Origin of the sequence: Pectobacterium aroidearum, assembly GCF_015689195.1 — a bacterium.
Classification (GTDB): Bacteria; Pseudomonadota; Gammaproteobacteria; order Enterobacterales; family Enterobacteriaceae; genus Pectobacterium; species Pectobacterium aroidearum.
Genome location: NZ_CP065044.1, coordinates 2,829,122 through 2,854,439, shown reverse-complemented (window position 1 = coordinate 2,854,439; position 25,318 = coordinate 2,829,122). Strand labels below are relative to the sequence as shown.

The following is a 25,318-nucleotide window of genomic DNA, read 5'->3' as shown; positions in this document are numbered from 1 at the left end:
GCAAGGATTTGAGTCGTATCTAATGAAAAATATACTTTCCATCCAATCCCATGTCGTTTTTGGTCATGCCGGTAACAGCGCGGCAGAGTTTCCGATGCGTCGGATGGGCGCAAACGTTTGGCCGTTGAATACGGTGCAATTCTCGAATCATACCCAATACGGCCACTGGACGGGGTGTGTGATGCCTGCCAGCCACCTGACCGAAGTGGTGCAGGGGATTGCGAATATCGACAAACTGAAGACCTGTAATGCTGTACTGAGCGGTTATATCGGCTCAGCGGAGCAAGGTGAGCATATTTTGGGGATTGTGCGGCAGGTAAAAGCGGCTAATCCTGATGCGCTGTACTTCTGCGATCCGGTGATGGGTACGCCAGAGAAAGGCTGCATCGTCGCGCCCGGCGTGTCTGATTTTCATTGTCAGCAGTCGCTGCTAGCGGCCGATATTATCGCGCCGAACCTGCCTGAACTGGAACTGCTGGGTGGACGTACCGTGCATAACGTGGCGGAAGCTGTGGCAACCGCGCGCGCCTTGTGTGAAAAAGGGCCAAAAATCGTTCTGGTCAAGCACCTTAGCCGAGCCGCCGCGCGTGAAGACAGTTTTGAAATGCTGTTGGTTACGCCGACGGATGCCTGGCATATCAGCCGGCCGCTGGTGGAGTTCGAGCGTCAACCTGTCGGCGTGGGCGATTTAACCAGTGGATTACTGCTGGTGAACTTGCTTAAAGGCGTGGCGTTGGATAAAGCGCTGGAGCATACCACGGCGGCTGTTTATGAAGTCATGCTGGTGACGAAAGAGATGAATGAATATGAGCTGCAACTGGTTGCCGCTCAGGACGGGATTGCTAATCCACGTCATCATTTCCAGGCGGTTCGTCTGTCGTAAAACGTATAACGCCCCGAATGTCGGGGCGTTATGGCGTGCTATCCTTTCAACCTTTCAACCTTTCAACCTTAAGCGCGGTCGCGACGGAAGGGCGTTCGGCAATATGGTCGAGGTAAGCCGCCAGCGCAGGGTAGCGGAACATATCCAGTTTTAGCGACTGTGCCCAGCGCATCACGGTAAACAGATACGCATCGGCGATACTGAAACGGTTGGCGACTAAATAATTCTGCTCACTTAACACCAAATTGATATAACGGAATTTGACCTGCAAATATTCCATTAGCAGCTCTTTATACGTCTCCGGCGTACCAGGACGGAAGATCGGTGTAAACGTTTTGTGCAGCTCAGCAGAAATGTAATTCAGCCATTCGAGAGTATGGTAGCGTGCCATGCTGCCGGTGGGGGCGATAAGGTTACAGTGCGGAACCAGATCGGCAATGTACTCAGCGATGGCAACACCCTCAGTCAGGATAGAACCATCATCTAGCTCTAACGCTGGCACCATCCCTTTTGGGTTGATGAACGTATAGTCGGTTCCACGCTCTGTTTTTTTCGTGCGCAGATTAACCTTCTCCAGCTTGAACTCCAGTTTGGATTCGATCAAAACGATGTGTGTAAAAAGAGAACTGCTTTCAGCTTGATAAAACAGTTTCATGAAAACCCCTTTCTATTATTATTTTTCCATCAACACATGCGCTGATGATTGTTGAATAGCTACATGTCGTTTTTTTACAACAAAACGTAACGGGAGAGTGTGAGGCCTCTTGCAAAATACTCCTTATGTATGATTGTTGCATGAAATTTGGGCGATTTTGACGGTGCAACGTCAAATTTTTATACGTCATTTCGAGGCCGTCTTGCTGGTTTTGGCGCGGAGGTGAGTAAAGCCGTGCCGCACGTGACGTATGCCATCTTTGGCTGGGCAGATTCACCAGCGTTACGGTTTGTTAGGGGACTTCAGGGTAAACATGATCGCGATAGACAGGGTGAAGAGGCGATAACGCAGGGAACACGCTAAATAAAATGGCACAGTGGTTTTTTTAAGCACATGCGGTTAAATCAGCGGCATGAGTGATGTTTTTCTGCGCATGACTTATAGATGTTAATTAATTATTACTAAATTTGTTGATAAGAAAAATTTCATTAGTGACAGGTTTCGTATTTTTCATGGTACCGTCAATTTAAGTTATTTCCCCAAGGCGAGTGCCTCATGGATATTTAAAAATGAAAATAGGAGGGGGTATGAAGGGACGTCGTTTATTGTCATGCCGATTAAATTACCCCTTTATTTGTTGCATGTAACAAAAAAGGAGTAGCTATGTTGAATGATTTTCGTGAAAATGGCGTGAAATTAGCGAGTCATGAGGTTTCCAATTATCCCCTCGCGTTGTTGAAATTTTTCTATTAATGATGAAGAATCAATAACATTCCCAGTTATTCTTGTATCAAGATACAGACAATATTACGACCAAGAACAGGATGAACCGTAAGGTGATTGCGATGATGTATCGAACGGTGAATTCTTACTAATAATGCGTATTGTCTGGTGCTATTTATTACCATGAGGTTACTATGAAAAAGAACAGCTTATTGTTTTTTATCGCCTTGGCTATTGTTCTCGGAATTATTGTCGGCGGGGTTTGTCATTCTTTATTAACTGAGCAACAAACTAAAGAAGTCGTCTCCTACTTTAATTTAGTGACCGATGTTTTTCTTCGTCTGATAAAGATGATTATTGCACCATTGGTATTCGCCACACTGGTATCTGGTCTTGCCAGTATGGGGAATTCTTCTTCCGTCGGCCGAATAGGTCTGAAGGCTATGGTGTGGTTTGTTTGTTCTTCAATGGTTTCCCTTTTTATTGGCATGTTATTGGCAAATATCTTCGAGCCCGGTGTTGGTATGAACCTCGCCATTCCCAGTACGCCAATAGCGGTAGATACTGGCGTAAGTACCGGTGAATTTACGCTGAAAAGCTTCATTGCCCATATATTTCCACGCAGCATCGTCGAGGCGATGGCGAATAATGAAATATTGCAGATCCTGGTGTTCTCGATGTTTTTTGGTTCTGCACTGGCTTTTGTGAAAGGCCAAAACAAGCATGCGGTTACCATGGAATCGATGGTCGAGGAACTGGCGAAAGTGATGTTCCGGGTGACGGATTATGTCATGCGGTTAGCGCCTCTGGCCGTATTTTCCTCTCTGGCGTCGTCTATTACGACTGAAGGTCTGGGGCTTCTGCTCGACTTTGGCAAGGTCATCGGTGAGTTTTACCTTGGGTTGGCGCTGCTATGGGGGCTTATGTTCGGTGCCGGTGCGCTGTTCCTCGGCAAGAAAGCAACCTGGGGTTTGATCAAACTGTTGCGTGAACCCAGTATGCTGGCTTTTGCCACCGCCAGCAGCGAAGCGGCCTATCCAAAAACAATGGAAGCGCTGAGCGAGTTCGGCGTTCCTAAAAAAATCACCAGCTTTGTACTCCCATTGGGGTATTCCTTTAACCTTGTCGGCTCCATGATATATCAGGCGTTTGCCATTCTGTTTATCGCGCAGGCTTACAATATTCACCTCAGTTTGACGCAGCAGACGCTGATTCTGCTGACGCTGATGATTACCAGTAAAGGTATGGCGGGTGTAGCACGTGCGGCGGTGGTGGTGGTGGCGGCGACATTGCCGATGTTCAGCTTACCCGAAGCCGGCATTTTACTGATTATTGGTATCGATCAGTTCCTGGATATGGGCCGCACGGCGACCAATGTGATTGGTAACGGCATGGCGACCGCGGTTGTTGCCAAGCTGGAACGCAACCACGATCTGGAAGAGCCCGAGCATGAGCATTCCGAGGAAGAAGCCCCTGTGATGGCAACCGGGAATGTCTAAATCCAGTTCAGGTTAATACGCAGAGAAAGACGGCATCCGAGCCGTCTTTCTTTTTTGCCTTCGCTATCCTCACCACGCCACCCTTACTACTGTTTTCTGCCGTCTTCACTTTCCTCTTTGTGCTTGTTCCGCGCCGCTGCTTTTCAATAGTTAGCGGCTATTGCTGCATTCATATCGTGTTGTTGCAAAAACGTTATTTTTTGTTTGTGTTATCTTTAAATAAGACCGCAAGCTCAGGCTGGTTATTCATTAATCGCCCGATGCAGAATAACGAATAGCAAGTTAATTTGGGAGGAAGCATGTCATCACACCTTCGCGACACTTGTCTGGACACACTGACGGTACAACAGCAGATTTACCATTACTACAGCCTGCCAAAGGCGGCGAAAACGCTTGGCAACATCGATAAATTGCCGAAATCACTCAAAGTGCTGCTGGAGAATTTACTACGCTATCAGGACGGTGACACGGTAGAGCAGGACGATCTTCAGGCCGTCGTGGACTGGCTAAAGACAGGCCACGTTGACCGGGAAATCGCTTATCGTCCCGCGCGTGTATTAATGCAGGATTTTACCGGCGTGCCAGCCGTAGTCGATCTGGCGGCGATGCGAGCGGCGGTGAAACGGCTAGGCGGCGATGTGAATAAGGTTAACCCGCTGTCGCCGGTCGATCTGGTTATCGACCACTCGGTGACGGTTGACCACTTCGGCGATCGTCAGGCGCTGACGGATAACACACAGTTGGAAATGGCGCGTAACCGTGAACGTTATGAATTTCTGCGCTGGGGGCAAAATGCCTTTAGCCACTTTAGCGTTGTGCCGCCGGGAACCGGAATTTGCCATCAGGTGAATCTGGAGTATCTGGCTAAGGCCATCTGGTATGAAAAGCAGGGCGACAAACAGTTTGCCTATCCCGATACGCTGGTGGGAACCGATTCACACACCACGATGATTAACGGTTTGGGCGTACTCGGCTGGGGCGTCGGCGGGATAGAGGCCGAAGCGGCGATGCTGGGGCAGCCAGTTTCGATGCTGATCCCTGATGTGGTTGGCGTCAAGCTAAGCGGCAAGATGCGCGAAGGGATCACGGCAACCGATCTGGTTCTGACGGTTACGCAGATGTTGCGTAAACACGGCGTGGTCGGCAAATTTGTGGAATTTTACGGTGATGGACTGGATTCGCTACCGCTGGCGGATCGTGCAACCATCGCCAACATGGCACCGGAATACGGTGCGACCTGTGGCTTCTTTCCTATCGACCACATCACGCTGGACTACATGCGGTTGACCAACCGTGCGGAAGAACAGATTGCGCTGGTGGAAGCCTACAGTAAGCAGCAAGGGCTGTGGCGTAATACTGGGGATGAGCCGGTATTTACTAGCCAGCTCGCGCTGGATTTGGCGACGGTGGAAACCAGTCTGGCAGGACCGAAACGTCCGCAAGATCGTGTGCCTTTAGCGGGTGTACCGGAAGCGTTCAAAGCCAGTCGGGAGCTGGATGTCAGCACGGTGAAGAACCGCTCTGACTATGAAGAATTCACGCTGGAAGGCGAAACGCACCGTTTACAGCAGGGGGCTGTCGTGATTGCTGCGATCACCTCCTGTACCAATACCTCGAACCCGAGCGTGTTGATGACGGCCGGGCTGCTGGCAAAAAACGCCGTAGAACGCGGTCTGAAAACCAAGCCGTGGGTGAAAACTTCGCTGGCGCCCGGTTCGCGGGTCGTAACCGATTACTATGCCAAAGCGGGATTAACGACGTACCTTGATGCATTGGGATTCAATCTGGTGGGCTACGGCTGTACCACCTGTATCGGTAACTCCGGGCCGCTGCCGGATGCAATTGAAGCCGCGATAAAAGCCGGCGATCTGACGGTTGGCGCGGTGCTGTCAGGCAACCGTAACTTTGAAGGCCGCATTCATCCGCTGGTGAAGACGAACTGGCTGGCGTCGCCGCCGCTGGTCGTCGCGTATGCGCTGGCGGGGAATATGAACGTCGATCTGACGCAAGAACCATTGGGGGAAGATCGTGACGGGAAAGCCGTCTACCTGAAAGATATCTGGCCGTCGACCAAAGCGGTGGCAGACGCGGTATTGAACGTCAGCGCGGGTATGTTCCATAAACAGTATGCGGCGGTGTTTGAAGGAACACAGGAGTGGCAGGACATTGAGGTCGATGACAATCCCACCTATCAATGGCCGGAAGAGTCGACTTATATTCGCCAGACGCCTTTCTTTCTGGATATGGGGAAAGAACCTGAACCGGTTCAGGATATCCACAAGGCGCGTATTCTGGCGATGCTGGGGGATTCGGTTACCACCGACCATATCTCACCGGCAGGCAATATCAAACGCGATAGTCCGGCTGGGAAATATTTGCTGGAGCGCGGTGTCGAAACTGCGGAGTTCAACTCTTACGGTTCACGGCGTGGTAACCATGAAGTGATGATGCGCGGGACATTCGCCAATATCCGTATCCGTAATGAGATGGTGCCGGGTAAAGAGGGCGGCTATACCCGCCACATCCCGTCGCAGAATGAGATGACGATCTATGACGCGGCGATGCGCTACAAGGACGACAATGTCCCGCTGGCGCTGTTTGCGGGGAAAGAATACGGTTCAGGCTCTAGCCGCGACTGGGCAGCGAAAGGCCCGCGTTTACTGGGAGTTCGAGTGGTGATTGCCGAATCGTTCGAGCGTATTCACCGCTCCAACCTGATCGGGATGGGGATTCTACCGCTGGAATTTCCTGAAGGGGTGACGCGTAAGACGCTACAGCTTACCGGAGACGAGCAGATTTCGATTACGGGATTAAATCAGCTAACTCCGGGTGCTACGGTTGAGGTCAACATCACGGATGCCAGCGGTAACACGCAGGCAATCAGCACCCGCTGCCGCATCGACACCCGTAACGAACTGACCTACTACCAGAACGACGGTATCCTGCATTACGTTATCCGCAATATGCTGTAATTGTATGTCTGGTCACCGAGGGCAGAAAACCTGCTCTCGGTGGACTAGATCAATTCAACGTATAACGAGTACATCAATAATAAGCAGCTTCATCCTTCCTGAGCGGTACGTTTCGGACGCTGCCGTGCGTAAAGGCTATCGCAGATACGACACTTCTTCTTGAATCGCTGTATTTTTTCGATTGCAGGATATACCTGACAACATATGTTCTGTCGTCTGAAAAGCGGTAAAAAGAAGAAGGAATGCACAGTTCGCCTTGTGTAACGGCGATGTTGGGATTTTCATACAGCGTCCATTCCTGTGGCGGGGTGGCTCTTGCGCTAATCGTAATAAGAGTCGGTTGGTAATCCTGAGCATCACTCACTAAAAAACAGAGATCGCTTCCTGCTTGTCTGACCGACGTCAGTTCATCTGGCTCCAGACGATCGCCTGAACCGGGGCAACCAACAAGAAGAGCGCTCGCCGCGATAAGCAGAAACGTAGGCAATTTTGCAGTAAATTTCATCGTTAATTCCAGGGAAAGAACTGCATGGTTTTTTGATAGTGTTGCCGTATGACAGCCTCAGAAATATCGCCATCAAGGGTGACATCCCCTCGCGCCCTCAACATTTTCCACGCTTGATAGCCATAGGTTTTTAAAACGAAATAATCAGCGATTATCTGTGCCTGCTGTTCCATTGGGTAGCATCTTAATGCGTGACGACCAAGCTTGTAGCGATAGCTGACAGCCCAGCTTACTAAGCCTCTAAATATGACATTCATACCTCGCTCACGCTGCCAGACATGGCTCATTTCATGAATAAAGAGGTGTTGGCTGGTCATACTCGTGAGGGAAAAATCGTTGCTATACCATGCCCGAAAGTACAGTTCTCCATTTGGGCTCATCGCCGTATTTTTATCCTGAAGTCCGAATGGAAGGTAACTGCCGTGATGAATCCAGACTTTGTGGTAGTGGATAGAATCGCCAAAAATAGATTTCGCTAGCCTGATTTCACCAGACGTAAGCAGTCGTAAGCTTCCTTCTTTTGAATTGTCCATAACAATCTCCATTTGTTATAGCCATGCGGGTTTATAGCTTGGACTATCGACGATTAAAAATGAAGCGTTAATCAAAACTGCGTCGCTTTGATTTCTGGCGACTAGGCAGGACATATCCATCATGATGCACCGGCGCACGTTTTCCCACATTAAATGCTCGAATCCTCAGGTGAATTGTGGTTAGGTTGTAGTGACGCTAACTACATGGGGAATAAGTAAAAATTATTGCCCAGCCATGCCCCGGATACAGCGTGAATGCTGCTAAGAATGACGGGGATATAACAGGAGGTTACATGAATGAGTTGATCAAAAAACGTTTCAAACACTCGCTGCTGTTTCTCACGCTGTGTACGGCGGGGGCGACATCGGCTTTTGCAGCTCAGGTTCCTGCCGGCGCGGTGCTGGCGGATAAGCAAGAGTTAGTGCGCGGCAATGGTTCTGAGCCTGCCTCGTTGGATCCGCACAAGGTGGAAAGCGATGTAGAAGGCCACATTATCAATGATTTCTTCGATAATCTGGTGCGTGTCGGTGATGATGGTGTTATCCAGCCGCGACTGGCTGAACGCTGGGATAATAAAGACAACACGGTGTGGACGTTCCACCTGCGGCCTGATGCCAAATGGTCCGATGGTTCACCGATTACCGCTGACGATGTGGTTTACAGTTGGCGACGCCTTGGCGATCCGAAAACGCTGTCACCTTACGGCAGCTATGTCGCTAGCATGTACGTGAAGAATGCGGCGGATATTATGGCGGGTAAGAAAGCGCCAGACACCTTGGGTATCAAGGCACTGGATAGTCATACCGTTGAAGTTACGCTGGAGCATCCACTTTCGTATTTTCTGGAAATGTCGGCTTACCATGTACTGGTGCCATTACCGAAAGCAGTGATTGAAAAACATCCAGAAAACTGGACGCAGGTCGGTAATTTTGTCAGCAGCGGTCCCTACACGCTGAGCGAGTGGGTGGTTAACGAACGCATTGTCGGTAAGCGCAATAGCCAGTATTGGGATAACGCGCATACGGTGATTAACAAAGTGACGTACCTGCCGATCAGCTCGCAAGCGGCGGAATTAAACCGTTATAAATCGGGCGAAATTGACATTACGGGGCTTTTATCACCGATTCAGTTCGCATCACTGAAAAAAGAATACCCGCAGGAAGTGAAGGTGGCACCGCAGATCGGTACCTACTTCTATCGCTTCAATACGAAAAAGGCTCCTTTTGACGATCCTCGTGTCCGTCGTGCTCTGGACCTCAGCTTAGATAAAGACATCATCGCAAATAATGTATTGGGGATGGGACAGACGCCTGCTTACAGTTTGATTCCTAAAAATATCGGGGGCTTCCAGCGTAAGGATCCTCAATGGGCAAGTTGGACACAGCAACAGCGCAATGACGAAGCGAAAAAACTGTTGAAAGAGGCCGGGTTTGATGAAAAACATCCGCTGAAATTCAACCTGCTTTACAACACCTCTGAATCACATTTACGTGTGGCGATCGCCGCGAGTTCAATGTGGAAGAAAAATCTTGGTTCAGAAGTGACGCTGCAAAATCAGGAATGGAAAACCATGCTGGATACCGTACGTACGGGGGATTTTGAAGTGGTCAGACAATCCTGGACAGGGGATTACAATGAAGCCAGTACGTTCCTGAATACGTTGGAAACCAATGACAGTAACAACAACGGTAAATTCAGTAATGCCCAGTATGATGCGTTGCTGAAAAAGGCGCTGACGGTCAAGGATAAGCAGGAGAAAGAGGCTATTTATCAACAGGCTTCGGATATTTTAGATAACACTATTCCATTGTTGCCAATCTACTATTATGTTCAGCCACAGATGGTTAAGACGTATGTTGGTGGTTTTTCGCCGAATGTGCGTGGCGATTATTACACGCAAGATATGTACATTCTTAAGCACTAATCTCAATAAAACAGCCGGTGAGAAACCGGCTGTTGTCATTGGCTGTTGTCATTTAAAGAAACGATCCTGACGCGAAGCGGGATCGTTATTTCATATCCAGCATGTGCCCCATTTTGGCAGCTTTGGTTGCCAGATAGTTCTCATTCTTCGGGTTGCGTCCGACGATTAATGGCACGCGTTCGACGATATTGATCCCGGCTTCGTTGAGGATTTTCACTTTCTGCGGATTATTGGTCAGCAGGCGAACTTCATCAACACCCAACAGTTTGAACATGTCGGCGCACAGCGTGAAATCACGCTCATCGGCGGCAAACCCAAGCTGATGATTGGCCTCTACCGTATCAGCGCCCAGATCCTGCAACGCATAGGCACGGATTTTATTCAGTAACCCGATATTTCGACCTTCCTGGCGGTGGTATAACAGCACGCCGCGACCTTCTTCGGCGATATGGCCCAATGCGGCCTCAAGCTGGAAACCACAGTCACAGCGCAGACTAAATAATGCATCCCCTGTCAGACATTCGGAATGCACACGGGCAAGTACGGGAACTGAACCGGAAATATCACCATAAACCAAAGCGAGGTGATCGTGACCTGTGGCGATCTCTTCGAAACCGACCATCAGGAAATCGCCCCACGGGGTGGGTAACTTGGCTTCCGCCACCCGTTTTAGTTGCATACTTTCCTCCAAAAATGCTGTATCCAAAAAGCTGTGTCCAAAAAAATGCTGAGACGAATCCTACTGCGACCCATCGCGCTTGACCAGCAAAAAAGCCTGTCTAAGAACATCACAAAAATTGAATTATAACGTGGCCAGACTGCCATCTGGTTTCAGGTTCGTTGACAGAACTGAGCGCTATTTTACGCCATACTGACAGTTCGTGTCGGATTTTCTGATAGAATTGTGAAAGTTTTGTTGCAAAGCATCATGCTGAATTATGGGAAGAAATTATGTACGAAATTGCCAAGCGAACAACCATTGGTGCCGCACTATTACTGATTATGCCAATGATTATCTGGATGAGCGGTTGGCAGTGGCAACCGGAGTATAACGGGCTCTGGTTACGCGTACTCTTCTGGATTACAGAAACGGTGACGTCGCCGTGGGGCATTCTGACCAGCATTGTGCTGAGTCTCTGGTTTCTCTGGTGCCTGCGTTTTCGTCTGAAGCCTGCGCTCGGTCTGTTGGTCATCATGGCGATTACCGTACTGATTGGACAGGGCATCAAATCGGCGATTAAAGAATGGGTGCAGGAATCTCGGCCCTATGTGGTCTGGCTGGAGCAAAACCATCAGGTGGACGACAGCTATTTCTATTCACTCCCGCGTAAGGAACGTTCGGAACTGGTGAAAACGCAGTTGCAGGACCAAACGCAGATTCCACAATGGCTGCGCAGCCATTGGCAGTTTGAAACTGGCTTTGCTTTTCCCTCCGGGCACACCATGTTTGCCGCAACCTGGGCGCTGCTGGGTGTTGGGTTGCTGTGGGCACGCCGACATTATAAAACGGTGGTGATCCTGATGCTCTGGGCCAACGGGGTCATGGGGAGTCGTCTGGTGCTCGGCATGCATTGGCCGCAGGATTTGGTGGTGGCGACGTTAATTAGCTGGTTGCTGGTGGTGGTAGCTAGTTGGCTGGCACAGCGCTGGTGCGGTCCGCTCTCGCTCCAGTATGAAGAAATCAAAGAACAGGCGGAAGAGGATGCCGCCGACAATAAATCCTCATAGCCTCTGAAAATAAGTAATCTCCCGCTGTCCCTATTGTAGATAGTCTCCTTCGTAGACACCCTACGTACGATGTATGTCGTGCGTAGGGGTTTGATTTTGTTAATAAAAAATAAAATTAATGGCAGATTGCCGTGCCGCGAATTGCCGCTTCCAGCCCCATGAACATGTTCGGGGGTTGAATTACGCTGATTTTGACCACACCTTCTTTAACACAGCGCGTGATGGCGCGGGAGACAAAAGACTGTGACAAATGGAGTGAGGCGGCAATTTCTGCTTGTTTCATCCCTTCGCTATAATAGAGCGTAGCGATCTTGACCAATAATCGCTGTTCGTCCTGCTTTGACATGACTTTTCCCCTTGCTGGCATGCTGTTGTCATTTTTATTCAGCACAGAATAAATAACAAGCTTAGACGGTGGTGGAGCAGGGTTCTTGTTTTTGACTTTTGTACAGTGGAAGTGTGGTGATAAGTGCGGCGACAAAAAATCGGGCTGACGCCGTGATTTCCCTGTCTGCGCTGGACATGGTAATTTAATGGGGTTTGTCGCCAAAATTTGGCATAATTCATCCGGTTAATGGATATCACAGGAAGGACAATGTGAAATATTTGCTGATTTTTTTACTCGTGCTGGCGATATTCATCATTTCTGTCACACTGGGTGCGCACAACGATCAGGTTGTGACATTTAACTACCTGCTGGCACAGGGGGATTACCGTATCTCCACGCTGCTTGCGACGCTGTTTGCCCTGGGCTTTGTCCTTGGCTGGGTTATTTGTGGTCTGTTTTATCTGCGTCAGCGCATTGCGCTTGGCCGTGCACAACGTAAAATCAAGCGTCTGGAACAACAGCTTTCTACCTCTACCGAGGAGAACGTGGCGCCAGTGCAGACGGTCACCCACTAAGGAATTCTCTCTATGTTAGAACTGCTGTTTCTGTTGCTGCCCGTGGCCGCCGCGTACGGCTGGTACATGGGTCGCAGAAGTGCGCAGCAGGACAAAGAGCAGGAATCTAACCGCCTGTCCCGTGAGTATGTCACCGGGGTTAACTTCCTGTTGTCCAATCAGCAGGATAAGGCGGTTGAACTGTTCCTCGACATGCTCAAGGATGACAGCAACACTTTTGAAGCCCACCTCACGCTCGGTAATCTGTTCCGTTCGCGCGGCGAAGTTGACCGTGCGATTCGCATCCATCAGGCGCTAACCGAAAGCGCATCGCTCACCTTTGAACAACGTTTGTTGGCGGTACAACAACTGGGTCGTGACTACATGGCTGCGGGGCTGTACGACCGCGCCGAAGAAAGTTTCAATCAGTTGGTGGATGAAGAAGATTTCCGGCGCAGCGCCTTGCAGCAGCTCTTGCAGATTTATCAGGCGACCAGCGACTGGCCGGCGGCGATTGATGTTGCGGAAAAATTGGTCAAGATGGGAAAAGATCAGCTCCGCGTGGACATCGCCCATTTTTATTGCGAATTGGCGCTGCTGGCGATGGGCAGTGACGATCTGGATAAAGCGTTAACGCTCCTGAAGAAAGGCGCGGCGGCGGATAATCAGTGCGCCCGTGCGTCTATCATGATGGGGCGCATCTACATGGCACAGCAGGATTATTCGCGTGCCGTGGAAGCGCTGCGACAGGTTCTCGATCAGGATAAAGAACTGGTCAGTGAAACACTGCCGATGCTCCAGGAGTGCTATCAGCATTTAGATAAGCCCTTGGATTGGGCGAATTTTCTCAAACGCTGCGTAGAAGAAAATACCGGTGCGACGGCGGAATTGATGCTGGCCGACATCCTCGAAAGAGAAGAGGGTGCAGAGGTTGCACAGGCTTATATTAACCGTCAGCTTCAACGTCACCCGACAATGCGCGTGTTCCATCGTCTGATGGATTTTCACCTGCATGAAGCAGAAGACGGACGAACAAAAGAAAATCTTCAGGGGTTACGCGACATGGTGGGCGAACAGATTCGCACCAAACCCCGCTACAGTTGCCGCAAATGTGGCTTCACGTCGCAATCACTTTATTGGCAATGTCCTTCCTGCCGCACCTGGGCCAGCATAAAGCCGATCCGCGGGCTCGACGGCCAGTAACCATCCGTTAGCGCCACTTTCAGACAATGGTTATCTTTATTTACTCAATATTATTTTGATGGCTTTTTCTTTGGCTGCATTTCCAAAGACCTGATATGCCTTTTCAATTTCGTCCAGCTTAAAATGGTGAGATATTAACTTTTTGGGATCTATTTTTCCTGAAGAAATACTCTCCATTAGCATTGGTGTGCTATGAGTGCATACAAAACCAGTCGTTATCTGTATGTTACTTCCCCATAGTTTATCCATGTGTAAATCTACTTTTTTACCATGAACGCCTATATTAGCGATTCTTCCACCTTTGGCTATTATTTCTTGGCACATTTCAAACGTGTCTGGTATGCCAACACATTCAATAGCGACATCAACACCGTATCCATCAGTTAGCTCTTTACATATGGATGCATAATCATCTGATTGGGGATTTATTGTATGAGTTGCCCCAAGCTGTTTTGCCATTTCTAATCTGGATTTGTCCATATCAATCATAATTATTTTGGCTGGAGAATAGAATTGAGATGTGATGAGTACAGATAGTCCAACTGGACCAGCACCAATAATTGCAATTTTTTGACCTGGTTTAACTTCGCCTGCCAGGACTCCAACTTCAAACCCTGTCGGCAGGATATCGCTTAACATCAGTGCTGACTCTTCATCTACGTTTTCTGGTACTTTAATCAACGAATTATCTGCATGCGGAATCCGAGTATATTCAGCTTGAGTACCGTTGACAGAGTTACCTAAAACCCATCCACCATCTTTGGACTCACAGTGGCAATATAGGCCTTTTTTACAATGGTGACATTTGCCACAATATGAAATTGCAGAAATAACAACTTTATCACCTTTTTTGAATTGAGTTACCGCATCTCCAATTTCTTCTACAATTCCTATACCTTCGTGTCCCAATACTCTACCACTGGGTACGTACGGCATATCTCCTTTCAATATATGTAAGTCTGAGCCACAAATAGTGGTTTTTATTATTTTTACTAAAGCGTCAGTATTTTCTTCTAGTGTTGCATCCTTCACTTCTTTCCATGAAATTTTTCCATTGCCATCATATACTGCTGCTTTCATTTTTTAGCCTCGTGAATTCGTTAAATAAACCATAAGGTTATTTAACTTTAGCATGTCTATTCCTGGTGGCGAATAAAGAACCATTTTTTATCTCTTTCCCTGATTTTTTTGTGAGGCCTTATCCAACTGCTTCCATCATTGACCTTCAAACCCTGATGTCAGGTGAATATCATCTAATATAGATTAGTTACAACATACTAATGGCTATCGATGATTTCTGTTCCAGCCAGCCTCTTTAACGGCATTGGTCTACAGGCGACTGGGATTTCAGGGGCGGGGCATGTAGAATGCGGCGGGAATTTTGGCTTCGCAAGAGACTGGGTGACGAATGAAAAACGAGAATCTACAGCAAAAGCATCAAACGGTATCATCCCCGATTGTGGTCGCGCTGGACTATGCCAGTCAGCAGGCGGCGCTGTCGTTTGTTGACCGTATCGATCCGCAGGATTGCCGTTTGAAGGTAGGCAAAGAGATGTTTACCTTGTTCGGCCCACAGTTCGTGCAGACGTTACAACAGCGCGGCTTTGATGTGTTTCTCGATCTGAAATTCCACGATATTCCAAACACCGTCGCTCACGCCGTTGCGGCAGCGGCCGATCTTGGCGTGTGGATGGTGAATGTCCACGCCAGCGGTGGTTCGCGCATGATGGCGGCCGCGAAAGAAGCGCTGGTGCCGTTTGGTAACGATGCGCCGCTGCTGATTGCTGTAACGGTGTTAACCAGCATGGATGAAGACGATCTGCGCGGGCTTGGCATTACCGTCAGCCCGGCTGAGCAGGCGGAAAGGTTGGCTGTGTTAACGCATAACAGCGGGCTGGATGGCGTGGTGTGTTCCGCACATGAAGCCCAGCGATTGAAGCAGGTATGCGGTCAGGCATTTAAGTTGGTCACGCCGGGTATTCGTCCTGCGGGTAGCGACGTTGGCGATCAGCGCCGCATCATGACGCCGGTGCAGGCGCAGCAGGCGGGAGTGGATTACATGGTTATTGGACGTCCGATCACCCAATCTGCGGATCCGGCACAGACGCTGCGCGAGATTCGCGCTTCACTGTTAAACGGTGCGTCATCATGAACATGCGTCGTGACGAAAATAGCCAACTGGTTTACTCCACGGAAACCGGGCGTATTAAGCCGGAAGAAGAAAAGGTGGTTCGGCCAAAAGGCGATGGGATTGTGCGCATCCAGCGTCAGACGAGCGGACGTAAAGGAAAGGGCGTATGCCTGATTAGCGGCCTCGATCTTGACGATGTTGCTTTGGATAAGCTGGCGGCTGAATTGAAGAAAAAATGCGGTTGTGGTGGTTCAGTGAAAGATGGCGTGATCGAAATTCAGGGAGATAAACGAGATCTGCTAAAACAGCTTCTGGAAGCGAAAGGAATGAAGGTTAAGCTGGCCGGTGGCTAAAGTATATAAAGATGAAAGCAGCAGGTTTACTCCCGTTAACCTGCTGCTATCAATTCGTTATTTATCGACCTGACGGCCAATCAGCCCGCCGATAGCGGCGCCGCCCAGCGTTCCTAATGTTCCGCCATCCGTTAAGATAGCCCCACCTACCGCACCGGCACCGGCACCAATCGCGGTATTACGGTCACGTTTAGACATGTTTGAACAGCCCGCGAGCGTAACAGCAAGCGTAATCGCCAGGGCGGCTGTCGCAAAACGTTTGTTTAATTTCATCTTTTTCCCCTTCTGCTCTTTGTCTCACGTTTCTTGTGAGGAAATATCGAATAACGTGATTTTTACGGTATTAAATAAAGAAATCGAGCCTTTTACCGCTTGATGACAAGTATAATCATCGGAAAAAACTGCAACAGGTAAAAACTCTTAATTCCCCCACGGTTATGTTAACGATAGCAATAATTGATAAATCTGGCTGTTTTTTGCTCAATTATGTGGGGTGTCTCTTTCTTTTTCCCATAGCAGAACACCGCTAGGTCTTTAGCGATTTAGCCCATAGCGACGCGCTCGCCAGGCCGCGAAAATGGTGTCATCGCGTCGATGGGAGGCTGATATGTTAGATACGCTAAAAAAACAGGTGTTGGAAGCCAATCTGGCCTTACCGCAGCACAATCTGGTGACATTCACCTGGGGAAATGTCAGCGCGGTGGATCGGCAGCATGGTCTGATGGTGATCAAACCTTCTGGCGTGGAGTATTCAGCCATGACGCTAGAGGATATGGTTGTCGTTGAGCTGGAAAGCGGCAAGGTGGTTGAGGGGACGAAGAAACCGTCGTCAGATACCGATACCCACCGTGTACTGTATCTGGCGTTTGCCGATATCGGCGGTATTGTGCATACCCATTCCCGCCATGCCACGATCTGGGCACAAGCGGGTAAAGATATTCCCGCTTGGGGAACCACGCATGCGGACTACTTTTATGGTCCTATTCCCTGTACACGCCTGATGACGGATGAAGAAATCAACGGTCGCTACGAGTGGGAAACCGGGCAAGTGATCGTCGAAACGTTCCAGCAGCGTGGCATTTCTCCGGTAGATGTCCCCGCCGTATTAGTTAACTCGCACGGCCCCTTTGCATGGGGGAAAGATGCAGACAACGCGGTGCACAATGCTGTTGTTCTGGAAGAACTTGCCTACATGGGGATTTTCTCGCGCCAGCTAAAACCTCAACTGGGCGAGATGCAGCAAACCCTGTTGGATAAACACTACTTACGCAAGCACGGTAAGAACGCCTATTACGGACAATAAACCGCAGCGGTTCCTTTCACTTTCCATTTAAGTTACATAGCGCCGCATTTGCGGCGCTATCGTTTTTATGTCGGACAGAGATGGCACACCATAAAAAATCCCTCCGCGAGGGAGTAATGCCGATCAGTTAAGGATCGGTTGACCGATCCAGTGGATGTGTAAAAATCCGGAAATGCTCACCCGTTTCCGGATTTTTTTATGCACATTGGACAGGCTCTTGATCTGGTATCCCATTACGACTCTTTGCGTAACCCACTGACTTCTCTGGGGGATTATCTCGACCCCGAACTCGTCTCACGTTGTCTCGCCGAGTCCGGCACGGTCACGCTACGCAAGCGGCGTCTCCCGCTTGAAATGATGGTCTGGTGCATTGTCGGCATGGCGCTTGAACGTAAAGAGCCCCTTCACCAGATTGTTAACCGTCTGGATATTATGCTGCCGGGTAACCGTCCCTTTGTCGCCCCGAGTGCCGTGATTCAGGCTCGCCAGCGCCTGGGAAGTGAGGCCGTTCGCCGTGTGTTCACACAAACTGCACAGCTCTGGCATAGTGAAACGCCACATCCACACTGGTGTGGCCTGACTCTGCTGGCCGTGGATGGCGTGGTCTGGCGAACGCCGGATACACCAGAAAATGATGCCGCCTTCCCGCGCCAGACACATGGCGGAAAACCGGGACTCTATCCACAGGTAAAAATGGTCTGCCAGATGGAGCTGACCAGCCATCTGCTGACGGCAGCAGCCTTTGGCACGATGAAAGAGAGTGAAAATGCGCTTGCAGAACAGTTGATAGCACAGACAGGTGATAACACGCTGACTTTACTCGATAAAGGCTATTACGCACTGGGTTTGCTGAATGCCTGGAATCAGGCGGGGAAACACCGGCACTGGCTGATCCCGCTGAAAAAGGGGGCGCAGTATGAAGAGGTCAGGAAGCTGGGTAAAGGTGATCATCTGGTAAAATTGAAAACCAGTCCACAGGCCCGTAAAAAGTGGCCGGGTCTGGGGGAGGAAATCACAGCACGGCTACTGACACTGACCCGCAAAGGAAAGGTCTGTCATCTGCTGACGTCGATGACGGATGCGCTGCGCTTCCCTGGTGGAGAGATGGCGGACCTGTACAGCCACCGGTGGGAAATCGAGCTGGGCTACCGTGAGATAAAGCAGACGATGCAACTGAGCAGGCTGACACTGCGAAGTAAGAAACCTGAGCTCGTGGAGCAGGAGTTATGGGGAGTATTACTGGCCTATAATCTTGTAAGATATCAGATGATTAAAATGGCAGGACATCTGAAAGGATACTGGCCAAATCAGCTGAGCTTCTCAGAATCGTGCGGAATGGTGATGCGAATGCTGATGACACTACAGGGTGCTTCACCGGGCCGCATCCCGGAACTAATGCGTGATCTTGAAAGCCAGGGACAACTGGTGAAATTACCGATAAGAAGGGAAAGGGCCTTCCCACGAATAGTAAAAGAAAGGCCCCAAAAATACAGTAAGGCCCGTAGATAAAATGCCAGTCAGTCGCTTAACTGACTGGCATTACTCCGCGAGGGAGGGATTGAGGAATGAGCGACGGTGGCGTTTAAGGTTGCACGCCGTCCCGTAATACAACTGGCGTCTCTTTTGCCGTTGGGACATCGCTGTTCAGTGCACGACGAATGACGAAGAATGCGGAAACCAGCATCGTCACCGCCACCAGCATGAAGAACCCGCACAGCGCGGCGTTGATCTGGTTACTGAAGACGATGGTTTCCATGTCTTTAATCGATTTGGCCGGGGCGATCAGGGTGTTTTGCTCAATGCCCGCCGCGAAGCGTTTCGCCTGTGCCAGAAAACCGATGCTAGGTTTTTCATGGAAGATTTTTTGCCAGCCCGCTGTCATCGACGTAATAAACAGCCACACGGTAGGGACGATCGTCACCCACGCATAGCGCTGTTTCTTCATCTTGAACAACACCACGGTACCGAGAATTAACGCCATTGAAGCCAGCATTTGGTTACCGATACCGAACAACGGCCAGAGCGTATTGATTCCTCCAAGTGGATCGATGACACCCTGATACACGAAGAATCCCCAACCGGAAACGGCGACGGTTGTACCGGCCAGGTTACCTAACCAGGAGTGGCTGTTGGCCAGTCTGGGAATCGCAATACCGACCAGATCTTGCACCATGAAGCGACAGGCGCGCGTCCCGGCATCTACTGCGGTCAGAATGAACAGGGCTTCAAACAGAATCGCGAAGTGATACCAGAATGCCATCATCGCCCGGCTGTTAAAGATCTCGGTGATGATGTAGGCCATGCCCACTGCGAAGGTTGGTGCACCGCCAGCGCGGGAAAGAATAGAGGCTTCGCCAACGTCATTGGCAATCGCGCTCAACTCCTGCGGGGTAATCACAAATCCCCAGCTATTGATGGCCTGCGAGGCGCTCTCAACCGTGGTGCCGATCAGCGCGGCAGGTGAGTTCATGGCGAAGTAGATGCCCGGTTCGATGACCGAGGCACAAATCAGCGCCATGATGGCGACGAAGGATTCCATCAGCATGGCACCATAGCCAATGAAACGGATGTGGCTTTCACGTTCAACCAGTTTCGGCGTGGTGCCGCTGGAAACCAGCGCATGGAAGCCCGAAATCGCGCCACAGGCGATGGTAATAAACAAGAAGGGGAACAGCGTACCGGAGAAGACCGGGCCGGTGCCGTCAATAAAGCGGGAAACGGCGGGCATTTTCATTTCCGGCATCGCGAACACGATACCGAAGGCCAGACCGATAATGACCCCGATTTTCAGAAAGGTTGAGAGGTAATCACGCGGCGCCAGCAGCAGCCAGACCGGCAATACGGAGGCGATGAAGCCGTAGATCACCAGAATCCAGGTGAGCGACGTGCCTTTCAGCGTGAAGAACGGCCCCCAGTAGGGGTGTGCGGCAATGTTACCGCCATACACAATCGCCAGCATCATCAGCACAAAACCGATGATAGACACTTCCGCGATTTTACCCGGACGTAAAAAGCGCATGTAAACGCCCATAAAGAGCGCGATAGGGATGGTGGCGGCGATGGTGAACAGCCCCCACGGGCTTTCCGCCAGCGCCTTAACGACGACCAGCGCCAGCGCTGAGAGAATGATGATCATCACACCCAACGCACCGAGCATGGTGATGATACCCGCGAATGCCCCGAGTTCCTGTTTCGCCATCTCACCCAAAGAACGACCATCCCGGCGGGTTGAGATAAACAGTACCAGGAAGTCCTGCACGGCACCTGCCAGCATAACGCCGACCAGAATCCAGATCGTGCCGGGGAGGAAGCCCATCTGTGCGGCGAGGATCGGCCCGACCAGCGGTCCGGCACCGGCGATGGCGGCGAAGTGGTGGCCGAACAGGACCCATTTATTGGTGGGAACGTAATCCAGACCGTCGTTATGACGCTCCGCCGGTGTCAGGCGGCGATCGTCGAGCTCAAAAACTTTTTTGGCGATAAACAGGCTGTAAAAGCGATAGGCAATGCTGTAACACGATACAGCAGCGACGACTAACCACACGGCATTGACGTGTTCACCGCGGCTCAGTGCCAGCGTGGCGAACGCAAAGGCGCCCGCCAGGCCGACTAGCAGCCAGATCACAATGCTCTTTACGTTACTCATAACAACGGCTCCTTCGTTATTCAGAAAGGGTATACCGTTAATACTTCAAGCTGCATGTGCGTTGGCTTCTCTTACTCACCCCAGTCACTTACTTGTGTAAGCTCCTGGGGATTCATGCGTTCGCCGCGTTACGAGGCCCATTAATGAGCCTCGCCCTCGCGGGCCAATGCTTTGCATTGTTCAAAACGTCAACGTTTTGTCTTGCAACTCGAATTATTTGGGGTATATGGCGCGAGTGTTAATGCAATTTAACAATAGTGGGTTTAATGACGAAGAGAAGGGAATGGATGAGAAAATGTGAGCGAAGGTGAATTTTTGTAAAGAAAATTAAAGCCCAAACAAGGGCTAACGTGCTGGCGCGGTAAAAGGGAGAAAATAAGGGCGGCAAAAAAGAGGACGCAGTCTGATGAATAATCAGTTCCGACGTGCGATGAAAGTTGTGGATCCATGCTGGCAATGTCATTAGAAATGCGCGGACATCGCCCGCGCATTTCTGCATGCTATAGCTATTTCATTAATGGCATTCTACTGATGCTGTCAACGGGCTGCTTCGTTTATCGACCACCCCAACCGCGATAGCAAGGATCAGTGCACTCAGCGACAGGATCCCGCCAGCCCAGTTTGGCGCAGTGAAACCAAAGCCGCTGGCGATAACGCTTCCGCCTACCCAGGCACCAAGGGCATTACCAAGATTAAAGAGACCAATATTGACCGCGGAAGCCAGCGTCGGCGCACCTGCGGCTCTGGCCTTGTCCATCACCAGTTTCTGAATGGGAGAGATGGTCGCAAATCCAAAAGCCGCCATCAGGAATATGCACACTATCGAGGCAATCTGGCTGCTGGCCGTCAAAATGTCGTGAGTACCAAACGTTTACTGGCACTAAGTCATTTGCCGGAAATTGAGGAGTTTCATACCGTTGCCGGAGATTGTGGCGTCATGCTCAAGGTTCGTGCCCGGGATACGGAAGACTTAGAGGAACTGTTAGGTAAGTTACAGGAAGTGGAAGGTGTCGACAGCACACGTAGCTATATTGTCCTGTCGACCTTTGTTGAACGCGGCCCTATGCCTAGTTTGTAACGCGTTCCCGTTACCCGAGACGCAGGGCCTGTGCGCTTAAGACAACATGTGTCTTAAGGCAGAACGTTTCCGGCGGCGCGATAAATCTCGTACCATTCTTCGCGGCTGAGCGACAGGGTAGACGCCGCAGCGATGTCACGAATACGTTCCGGGCTCATGGTGCCGATAATCACCTGCATCGCGGCAGGGTGGCGCAAGATCCACGCGGTGGCGATCGCGGTGTTGGTGACGCCATGCTGCTCGGCGATGTGATTAATCGTCGCGTTCAGCTTGGGGAATTTCTCATTATCGAGGAAAACGCCCTCAAAAAAGCCGTACTGGAAGGGTGACCAGGCCTGAATGGTCATGGTATTCAGGCGGCTGTATTCCAGAATGGCGCCATCGTGATTCACCGATGCCGAGTTCGTCATATTCACGTTAAAACCCGCATCAATCATCCCCGTGTGCATGATACTGAACTGCAATTGATTGGCGATAAGCGGCTGGCGCACGGATTGTTTTAGTAGCTCAATCTGCAACGGGTTCTGATTGCTGACGCCAAAATGGCGTACTTTCCCGCTGCTTTCCAGCTCATCGAAGGCGGCGGCAACCTCATCGGGTTCAAACAGCGTATCCGGGCGATGCAGCAGGAGCGTATCAAGATAGTCTGTTTTTAAACGCTGCAGACTGCCGTCAACAGAGGCGATGATGTGCGCTTTGGAAAAATCAAAAAAACCTTTGCGGATACCGCATTTCGATTGCAGAAAAATCGACTCCCGGCGGATAGACGTCTTGTGTAAACCCGCGGCGAAAATCTCTTCCGACAAGCCGGAACCATAGATATCAGCGTGATCGAAGAAATCGATGCCCGCCTCGACGGAAGCATTGAGGATCTCAGCCGCTTCATTCGTGCTTTTCTTCGCCATTCGCATACAGCCCAGCGCAATGTTGGAAGCCTGTATCGCGGATGTGCCGATTGTTATTTTTTTCATCGGGAACACTCCTGTTAGTAGGGTTGCCGCCTGCCGTTGACTACGCTCAAAACGGTTCAGACGTGGCTATTTCGATAAACAAATCATTGATAAAAGTCGGTGGTAAAGCATATCGCGGAATAAACGATGATGACACGCGGAGTCGTTCGTTATGAACGCCCGCGCGGAGATGCTGCCCGCCGAGATGAATCGGCGGTATGACGCTTAGGCGGCTGGCTTTGCCACGACGCTGCGGGTTTCCAGACGAACTTCCGCGATGACGACGTCCAGCGTATCGCCCTGACGATAAACCACATCGCCTTTCACCGCGAGGGTGCCCATTTCCTGGCTACACACCAGCTCATCGCGCACGGAGTGGATAAAGGAGGATGGGATAAATGCGACTGCGCCGTTATCCAGCAGGCGGACACGCAGGCCGCCGCGTGTGACATCAATGATTTCCGCGTTGAAACGCACATCGGTACCCGCTTTGTCGCTGAGGTAGCGAGCGTACAGCCAGTCGCCGACATCACGCTCGGCCATACGGTTAAGGCGACGGCGTTCTGCCAACTGTACCGTAACATCGTCCTGCGGTTTTTCCGCTGCCTGTCCGGTGATAACCGCTTTCAGCAAACGGTGATTCACCATATCGCCGTATTTACGGATAGGGGATGTCCAGGTGGCATAGGCTTCCAGCCCCAGACCAAAGTGCGGCCCCGGTGTGATGCTGACTTCCGCGAAAGACTGGAAGCGGCGAATACGGCTATCCAGGAACTGTGTCGGTTGGGCATCCAGCTCGCGACGCAGCTTACAGAATCCTTCCAGCGTTAACAGCGTCTGTGCGTCGGCTTGAACACCGTGGGTGTCCAACACGGTAACGGCCTGATCAATCGATACCGGATCGAAGCCGTTATGGACGTTATAGATACCAAAGCCCAGCTTATCGCGCAGCACAATGGCCGCACAGACGTTGGCGGCAATCATGGCTTCTTCAACGATACGGTTGGCGATGCGGCGGTGTTCAACCACGATATCCAATACGTCGCCTTTTTCACCCAGCAGGAAGCGGTAATCAGGACGATCTTTAAATACCAGCGCATGGGTAGTGCGCCATTCGCTGCGAGCCAGACAGACGCGGTGCAGCAAACGGATTTGTTCAGCAATCGCGTCATTTTGCGGCTGCCATTCGCCTTGTTCTTCCAGCCAGTCGGAGACATTGTCATACGCGAGCTTGGCTTTGGATTCGATCCAGGCGGCAAAGAAGTGAATATCGTCACCCAGCGCACCATCGGCGGCAATCGTCACACGGCAGGCGAGGACAGGACGGCGCTCGTCCGGGCGCAGTGAACAGATATCATCGGACAGAGAGCGCGGCAGCATCGGGATGTTGAAGCCGGGCAGATAGTTGGTGAAGGCACGCTGGCGCGCAATCTTGTCCAGCTCGCTACCCGCGTCGACATAGGCGGTCGGATCGGCAATCGCGATAGTTAATTGTAGAGAACCATCGCCGTTGTCCTGTACGTACAGTGCATCGTCCATATCTTCAGTGCTGGCGCTGTCGATAGTGACAAAGCTCAGCGCGGTCAGATCTTCGCGGACGAGTTCACCGTCATGGCGTTCCGTTGCTTCAACGTCCGGTGCAGCACGCTCCAGATTATGACGTGACAACGTCACCCACCACGGCACCAGCGGGTCGTCGCCCGTAGTAATGTATTGCGTCAGTTCAGCATGAAATCCACGGTCGCCCTTCAGCGGGTGACGGCGCATTTCTGCCACCGCCCAATCGCCTTCCTGAAAATTGTGCGTCACATCGCGTGCAGCACGGCAGGGAATCGCATCTTTTAGCAGTGGATGATCAGGCGTAATGGATAAACGATCGTCTTTTTTATGAATGCGGCCAACAAATCGGGTCAGGAAGGGTTCGATAAGCGTTTCAGGTTCGACAATTTCCCGATCTTTTTCCGTATGCAGGGTGGCGGTAATCCGGTCACCGTGCATCACTTTTTTCATATGTGGAGGGGGAATGAAATAGCTTTTTTGTCCGTCAGCTTCAAGAAAGCCAAATCCTTTATCGGTGCCTTTGACGACACCTTCAACACGCGGTGTCTGAGAGTGAAGTTGCTGTTTTAGCTGTGCAAGCAGCGGATTATCTTGAAACATAGCGTCCAGAAATACGGTTGTGAATGGCTCAATTAGCGGTTCACAGTTTTACTCGAATCGGGTGCTGGCGGCAAGAATAATCGGGGATGGTGTGGGTGTATTGTGGCGATGAAAGCGCGAATCAATCTGAGAAAAGTCAGGACTGATTTCAATGCCTTCACCTGCCGTGCACATCATCGAGTTTGTGGC

Annotated in this window: 20 protein-coding genes and 3 pseudogenes; 12 read left to right on the top strand and 11 right to left on the bottom strand. The window is 50.7% G+C overall.

What is annotated here, in order from left to right; all coding sequences use genetic code 11:
• Positions 1-22 precede the first annotated feature (22 nt).
• The gene (gene pdxY, locus I2D83_RS12715) at positions 23-883 is read left to right on the top strand and encodes a pyridoxal kinase PdxY (RefSeq protein WP_015840589.1); all 861 of its coding nucleotides are present in this window, start codon (positions 23-25) and stop codon (positions 881-883) included.
• A gap of 46 nt (positions 884-929) precedes the next feature.
• On the opposite strand, the gene gstA is transcribed toward pdxY, so the two are convergent.
• A complete protein-coding gene (gene gstA / locus I2D83_RS12710) occupies positions 930-1,538 on the bottom strand; it encodes a glutathione transferase GstA (protein ID WP_015840588.1) in 609 nt (202 codons plus the stop codon).
• 917 nt (positions 1,539-2,455) lie between these two features.
• Here gstA and I2D83_RS12705 point away from each other — a divergent pair.
• Both I2D83_RS12705 and acnA read left to right on the top strand, forming a co-directional pair.
• Positions 2,456-3,760, top strand: a complete 1,305-nt coding sequence (locus tag I2D83_RS12705; RefSeq protein WP_205946636.1) for a dicarboxylate/amino acid:cation symporter — start codon at positions 2,456-2,458, stop codon at positions 3,758-3,760.
• 299 nt (positions 3,761-4,059) lie between these two features.
• Positions 4,060-6,732, top strand: a complete 2,673-nt coding sequence (gene acnA, locus I2D83_RS12700; protein ID WP_205946635.1) for an aconitate hydratase AcnA — start codon at positions 4,060-4,062, stop codon at positions 6,730-6,732.
• Positions 6,733-6,805: 73 nt separating this feature from the next.
• Here acnA and I2D83_RS12695 read toward each other — a convergent pair whose 3' ends face one another.
• Both I2D83_RS12695 and I2D83_RS12690 read right to left on the bottom strand, forming a co-directional pair.
• Complete coding sequence (locus tag I2D83_RS12695; RefSeq protein ID WP_181848467.1) at positions 6,806-7,237, bottom strand: putative T6SS immunity periplasmic lipoprotein; 432 nt, start codon at positions 7,235-7,237, stop codon at positions 6,806-6,808.
• A gap of 2 nt (positions 7,238-7,239) precedes the next feature.
• Positions 7,240-7,770: a type IV secretion protein Rhs gene (locus I2D83_RS12690; RefSeq protein WP_180777982.1), complete on the bottom strand. Its 531-nt coding sequence runs from the start codon at positions 7,768-7,770 to the stop codon at positions 7,240-7,242.
• 293 nt (positions 7,771-8,063) lie between these two features.
• Between I2D83_RS12690 and I2D83_RS12685 the strand changes: the two genes are divergently transcribed.
• Complete coding sequence (locus I2D83_RS12685) at positions 8,064-9,695, top strand: ABC transporter substrate-binding protein (protein ID WP_181844803.1); 1,632 nt, start codon at positions 8,064-8,066, stop codon at positions 9,693-9,695.
• Positions 9,696-9,780: 85 nt separating this feature from the next.
• Here the strand turns inward: I2D83_RS12685 and ribA are convergent, their stop codons facing one another.
• The gene (gene ribA, locus I2D83_RS12680; RefSeq protein ID WP_107167579.1) at positions 9,781-10,374 is read right to left on the bottom strand and encodes a GTP cyclohydrolase II; all 594 of its coding nucleotides are present in this window, start codon (positions 10,372-10,374) and stop codon (positions 9,781-9,783) included.
• A 272-nt stretch (positions 10,375-10,646) separates the two neighbouring features.
• Between ribA and pgpB the strand changes: the two genes are divergently transcribed.
• Positions 10,647-11,423: a phosphatidylglycerophosphatase B gene (gene pgpB / locus I2D83_RS12675; protein ID WP_181828731.1), complete on the top strand. Its 777-nt coding sequence runs from the start codon at positions 10,647-10,649 to the stop codon at positions 11,421-11,423.
• A gap of 136 nt (positions 11,424-11,559) precedes the next feature.
• Here pgpB and I2D83_RS12670 read toward each other — a convergent pair.
• A pseudogene (locus I2D83_RS12670) lies at positions 11,560-11,769 on the bottom strand (MarR family transcriptional regulator); the annotation flags it as partial.
• 251 nt (positions 11,770-12,020) lie between these two features.
• On the opposite strand from I2D83_RS12670, the gene I2D83_RS12665 reads away from it, so the two are divergent.
• Both I2D83_RS12665 and lapB read left to right on the top strand, forming a co-directional pair.
• Positions 12,021-12,326: a LapA family protein gene (locus I2D83_RS12665; RefSeq protein WP_015840581.1), complete on the top strand. Its 306-nt coding sequence runs from the start codon at positions 12,021-12,023 to the stop codon at positions 12,324-12,326.
• A 12-nt stretch (positions 12,327-12,338) separates the two neighbouring features.
• Positions 12,339-13,508: a lipopolysaccharide assembly protein LapB gene (lapB, locus tag I2D83_RS12660; protein WP_181828730.1), complete on the top strand. Its 1,170-nt coding sequence runs from the start codon at positions 12,339-12,341 to the stop codon at positions 13,506-13,508.
• Between the two features lie 36 nt (positions 13,509-13,544).
• On the opposite strand, the gene I2D83_RS12655 is transcribed toward lapB, so the two are convergent.
• Positions 13,545-14,588, bottom strand: coding sequence for a zinc-dependent alcohol dehydrogenase family protein (locus I2D83_RS12655; protein ID WP_181848733.1), 1,044 nt, complete (start codon positions 14,586-14,588; stop codon positions 13,545-13,547).
• Between the two features lie 328 nt (positions 14,589-14,916).
• Here I2D83_RS12655 and pyrF point away from each other — a divergent pair, with 328 nt between their 5' ends.
• Both pyrF and yciH read left to right on the top strand, forming a co-directional pair.
• Complete coding sequence (gene pyrF / locus I2D83_RS12650) at positions 14,917-15,660, top strand: orotidine-5'-phosphate decarboxylase (protein ID WP_182100139.1); 744 nt, start codon at positions 14,917-14,919, stop codon at positions 15,658-15,660.
• A complete protein-coding gene (gene yciH, locus I2D83_RS12645) occupies positions 15,657-15,992 on the top strand; it encodes a stress response translation initiation inhibitor YciH (RefSeq protein WP_180777988.1) in 336 nt (111 codons plus the stop codon). The genes pyrF and yciH overlap by 4 nt, the downstream gene beginning before the upstream one ends.
• A gap of 57 nt (positions 15,993-16,049) precedes the next feature.
• On the opposite strand, the gene osmB is transcribed toward yciH, so the two are convergent.
• On the bottom strand, positions 16,050-16,265 hold the full coding sequence (osmB, locus tag I2D83_RS12640) for an osmotically-inducible lipoprotein OsmB (protein WP_010276685.1): 216 nt from the start codon (positions 16,263-16,265) through the stop codon (positions 16,050-16,052).
• A 334-nt stretch (positions 16,266-16,599) separates the two neighbouring features.
• Here osmB and araD point away from each other — a divergent pair, with 334 nt between their 5' ends.
• Both araD and I2D83_RS12630 read left to right on the top strand, forming a co-directional pair.
• Entirely contained in the window at positions 16,600-17,295 is a 696-nt protein-coding gene (araD, locus tag I2D83_RS12635; protein WP_205946634.1) for an L-ribulose-5-phosphate 4-epimerase, read from the top strand.
• Positions 17,296-17,493: 198 nt separating this feature from the next.
• Positions 17,494-18,824 (top strand): annotated as a pseudogene (locus I2D83_RS12630) (IS4 family transposase).
• 53 nt (positions 18,825-18,877) lie between these two features.
• On the opposite strand, the gene I2D83_RS12625 reads toward I2D83_RS12630, so the two are convergent.
• Both I2D83_RS12625 and I2D83_RS12620 read right to left on the bottom strand, forming a co-directional pair.
• On the bottom strand, positions 18,878-20,941 hold the full coding sequence (locus I2D83_RS12625; RefSeq protein ID WP_015840575.1) for a carbon starvation CstA family protein: 2,064 nt from the start codon (positions 20,939-20,941) through the stop codon (positions 18,878-18,880).
• Positions 20,942-21,455: 514 nt separating this feature from the next.
• A pseudogene (locus tag I2D83_RS12620) lies at positions 21,456-21,788 on the bottom strand (MFS transporter); the annotation flags it as partial.
• Between the two features lie 9 nt (positions 21,789-21,797).
• On the opposite strand from I2D83_RS12620, the gene I2D83_RS12615 reads away from it, so the two are divergent.
• Positions 21,798-22,019: an Lrp/AsnC ligand binding domain-containing protein gene (locus tag I2D83_RS12615; RefSeq protein ID WP_241007221.1), complete on the top strand. Its 222-nt coding sequence runs from the start codon at positions 21,798-21,800 to the stop codon at positions 22,017-22,019.
• Between the two features lie 53 nt (positions 22,020-22,072).
• On the opposite strand, the gene I2D83_RS12610 is transcribed toward I2D83_RS12615, so the two are convergent.
• Entirely contained in the window at positions 22,073-22,990 is a 918-nt protein-coding gene (locus tag I2D83_RS12610) for an aldo/keto reductase (protein ID WP_181828724.1), read from the bottom strand.
• Between the two features lie 204 nt (positions 22,991-23,194).
• Complete coding sequence (locus I2D83_RS12605; RefSeq protein ID WP_205946633.1) at positions 23,195-25,129, bottom strand: exoribonuclease II; 1,935 nt, start codon at positions 25,127-25,129, stop codon at positions 23,195-23,197.
• Between the last annotated feature and the right edge of the window lie 189 nt (positions 25,130-25,318).

Excerpts from the sequence above, each read along its gene's own strand:
- pyrF (WP_182100139.1), top strand. The coding sequence starts at position 14,917 with ATGAAAAACGAGAATCTACAGCAAAAGCATCAAACGGTATCATCCCCG.
- I2D83_RS12610 (WP_181828724.1), bottom strand. The coding sequence starts at position 22,990 with ATGAAAAAAATAACAATCGGCACATCCGCGATACAGGCTTCCAACATT.
- osmB (WP_010276685.1), bottom strand. The coding sequence starts at position 16,265 with ATGAAATTAAACAAACGTTTTGCGACAGCCGCCCTGGCGATTACGCTT.
- I2D83_RS12695 (WP_181848467.1), bottom strand. The coding sequence starts at position 7,237 with ATGAAATTTACTGCAAAATTGCCTACGTTTCTGCTTATCGCGGCGAGC.
- gstA (WP_015840588.1), bottom strand. The coding sequence starts at position 1,538 with ATGAAACTGTTTTATCAAGCTGAAAGCAGTTCTCTTTTTACACACATC.
- I2D83_RS12705 (WP_205946636.1), top strand. The coding sequence starts at position 2,456 with ATGAAAAAGAACAGCTTATTGTTTTTTATCGCCTTGGCTATTGTTCTC.
- I2D83_RS12605 (WP_205946633.1), bottom strand. The coding sequence starts at position 25,129 with ATGTTTCAAGATAATCCGCTGCTTGCACAGCTAAAACAGCAACTTCAC.
- I2D83_RS12685 (WP_181844803.1), top strand. The coding sequence starts at position 8,064 with ATGAATGAGTTGATCAAAAAACGTTTCAAACACTCGCTGCTGTTTCTC.
- I2D83_RS12625 (WP_015840575.1), bottom strand. The coding sequence starts at position 20,941 with ATGAGTAACGTAAAGAGCATTGTGATCTGGCTGCTAGTCGGCCTGGCG.
- acnA (WP_205946635.1), top strand. The coding sequence starts at position 4,060 with ATGTCATCACACCTTCGCGACACTTGTCTGGACACACTGACGGTACAA.
- yciH (WP_180777988.1), top strand. The coding sequence starts at position 15,657 with ATGAACATGCGTCGTGACGAAAATAGCCAACTGGTTTACTCCACGGAA.
- I2D83_RS12655 (WP_181848733.1), bottom strand. The coding sequence starts at position 14,588 with ATGAAAGCAGCAGTATATGATGGCAATGGAAAAATTTCATGGAAAGAA.
- pdxY (WP_015840589.1), top strand. The coding sequence starts at position 23 with ATGAAAAATATACTTTCCATCCAATCCCATGTCGTTTTTGGTCATGCC.
- I2D83_RS12690 (WP_180777982.1), bottom strand. The coding sequence starts at position 7,770 with ATGGACAATTCAAAAGAAGGAAGCTTACGACTGCTTACGTCTGGTGAA.
- pgpB (WP_181828731.1), top strand. The coding sequence starts at position 10,647 with ATGTACGAAATTGCCAAGCGAACAACCATTGGTGCCGCACTATTACTG.
- araD (WP_205946634.1), top strand. The coding sequence starts at position 16,600 with ATGTTAGATACGCTAAAAAAACAGGTGTTGGAAGCCAATCTGGCCTTA.
- lapB (WP_181828730.1), top strand. The coding sequence starts at position 12,339 with ATGTTAGAACTGCTGTTTCTGTTGCTGCCCGTGGCCGCCGCGTACGGC.
- ribA (WP_107167579.1), bottom strand. The coding sequence starts at position 10,374 with ATGCAACTAAAACGGGTGGCGGAAGCCAAGTTACCCACCCCGTGGGGC.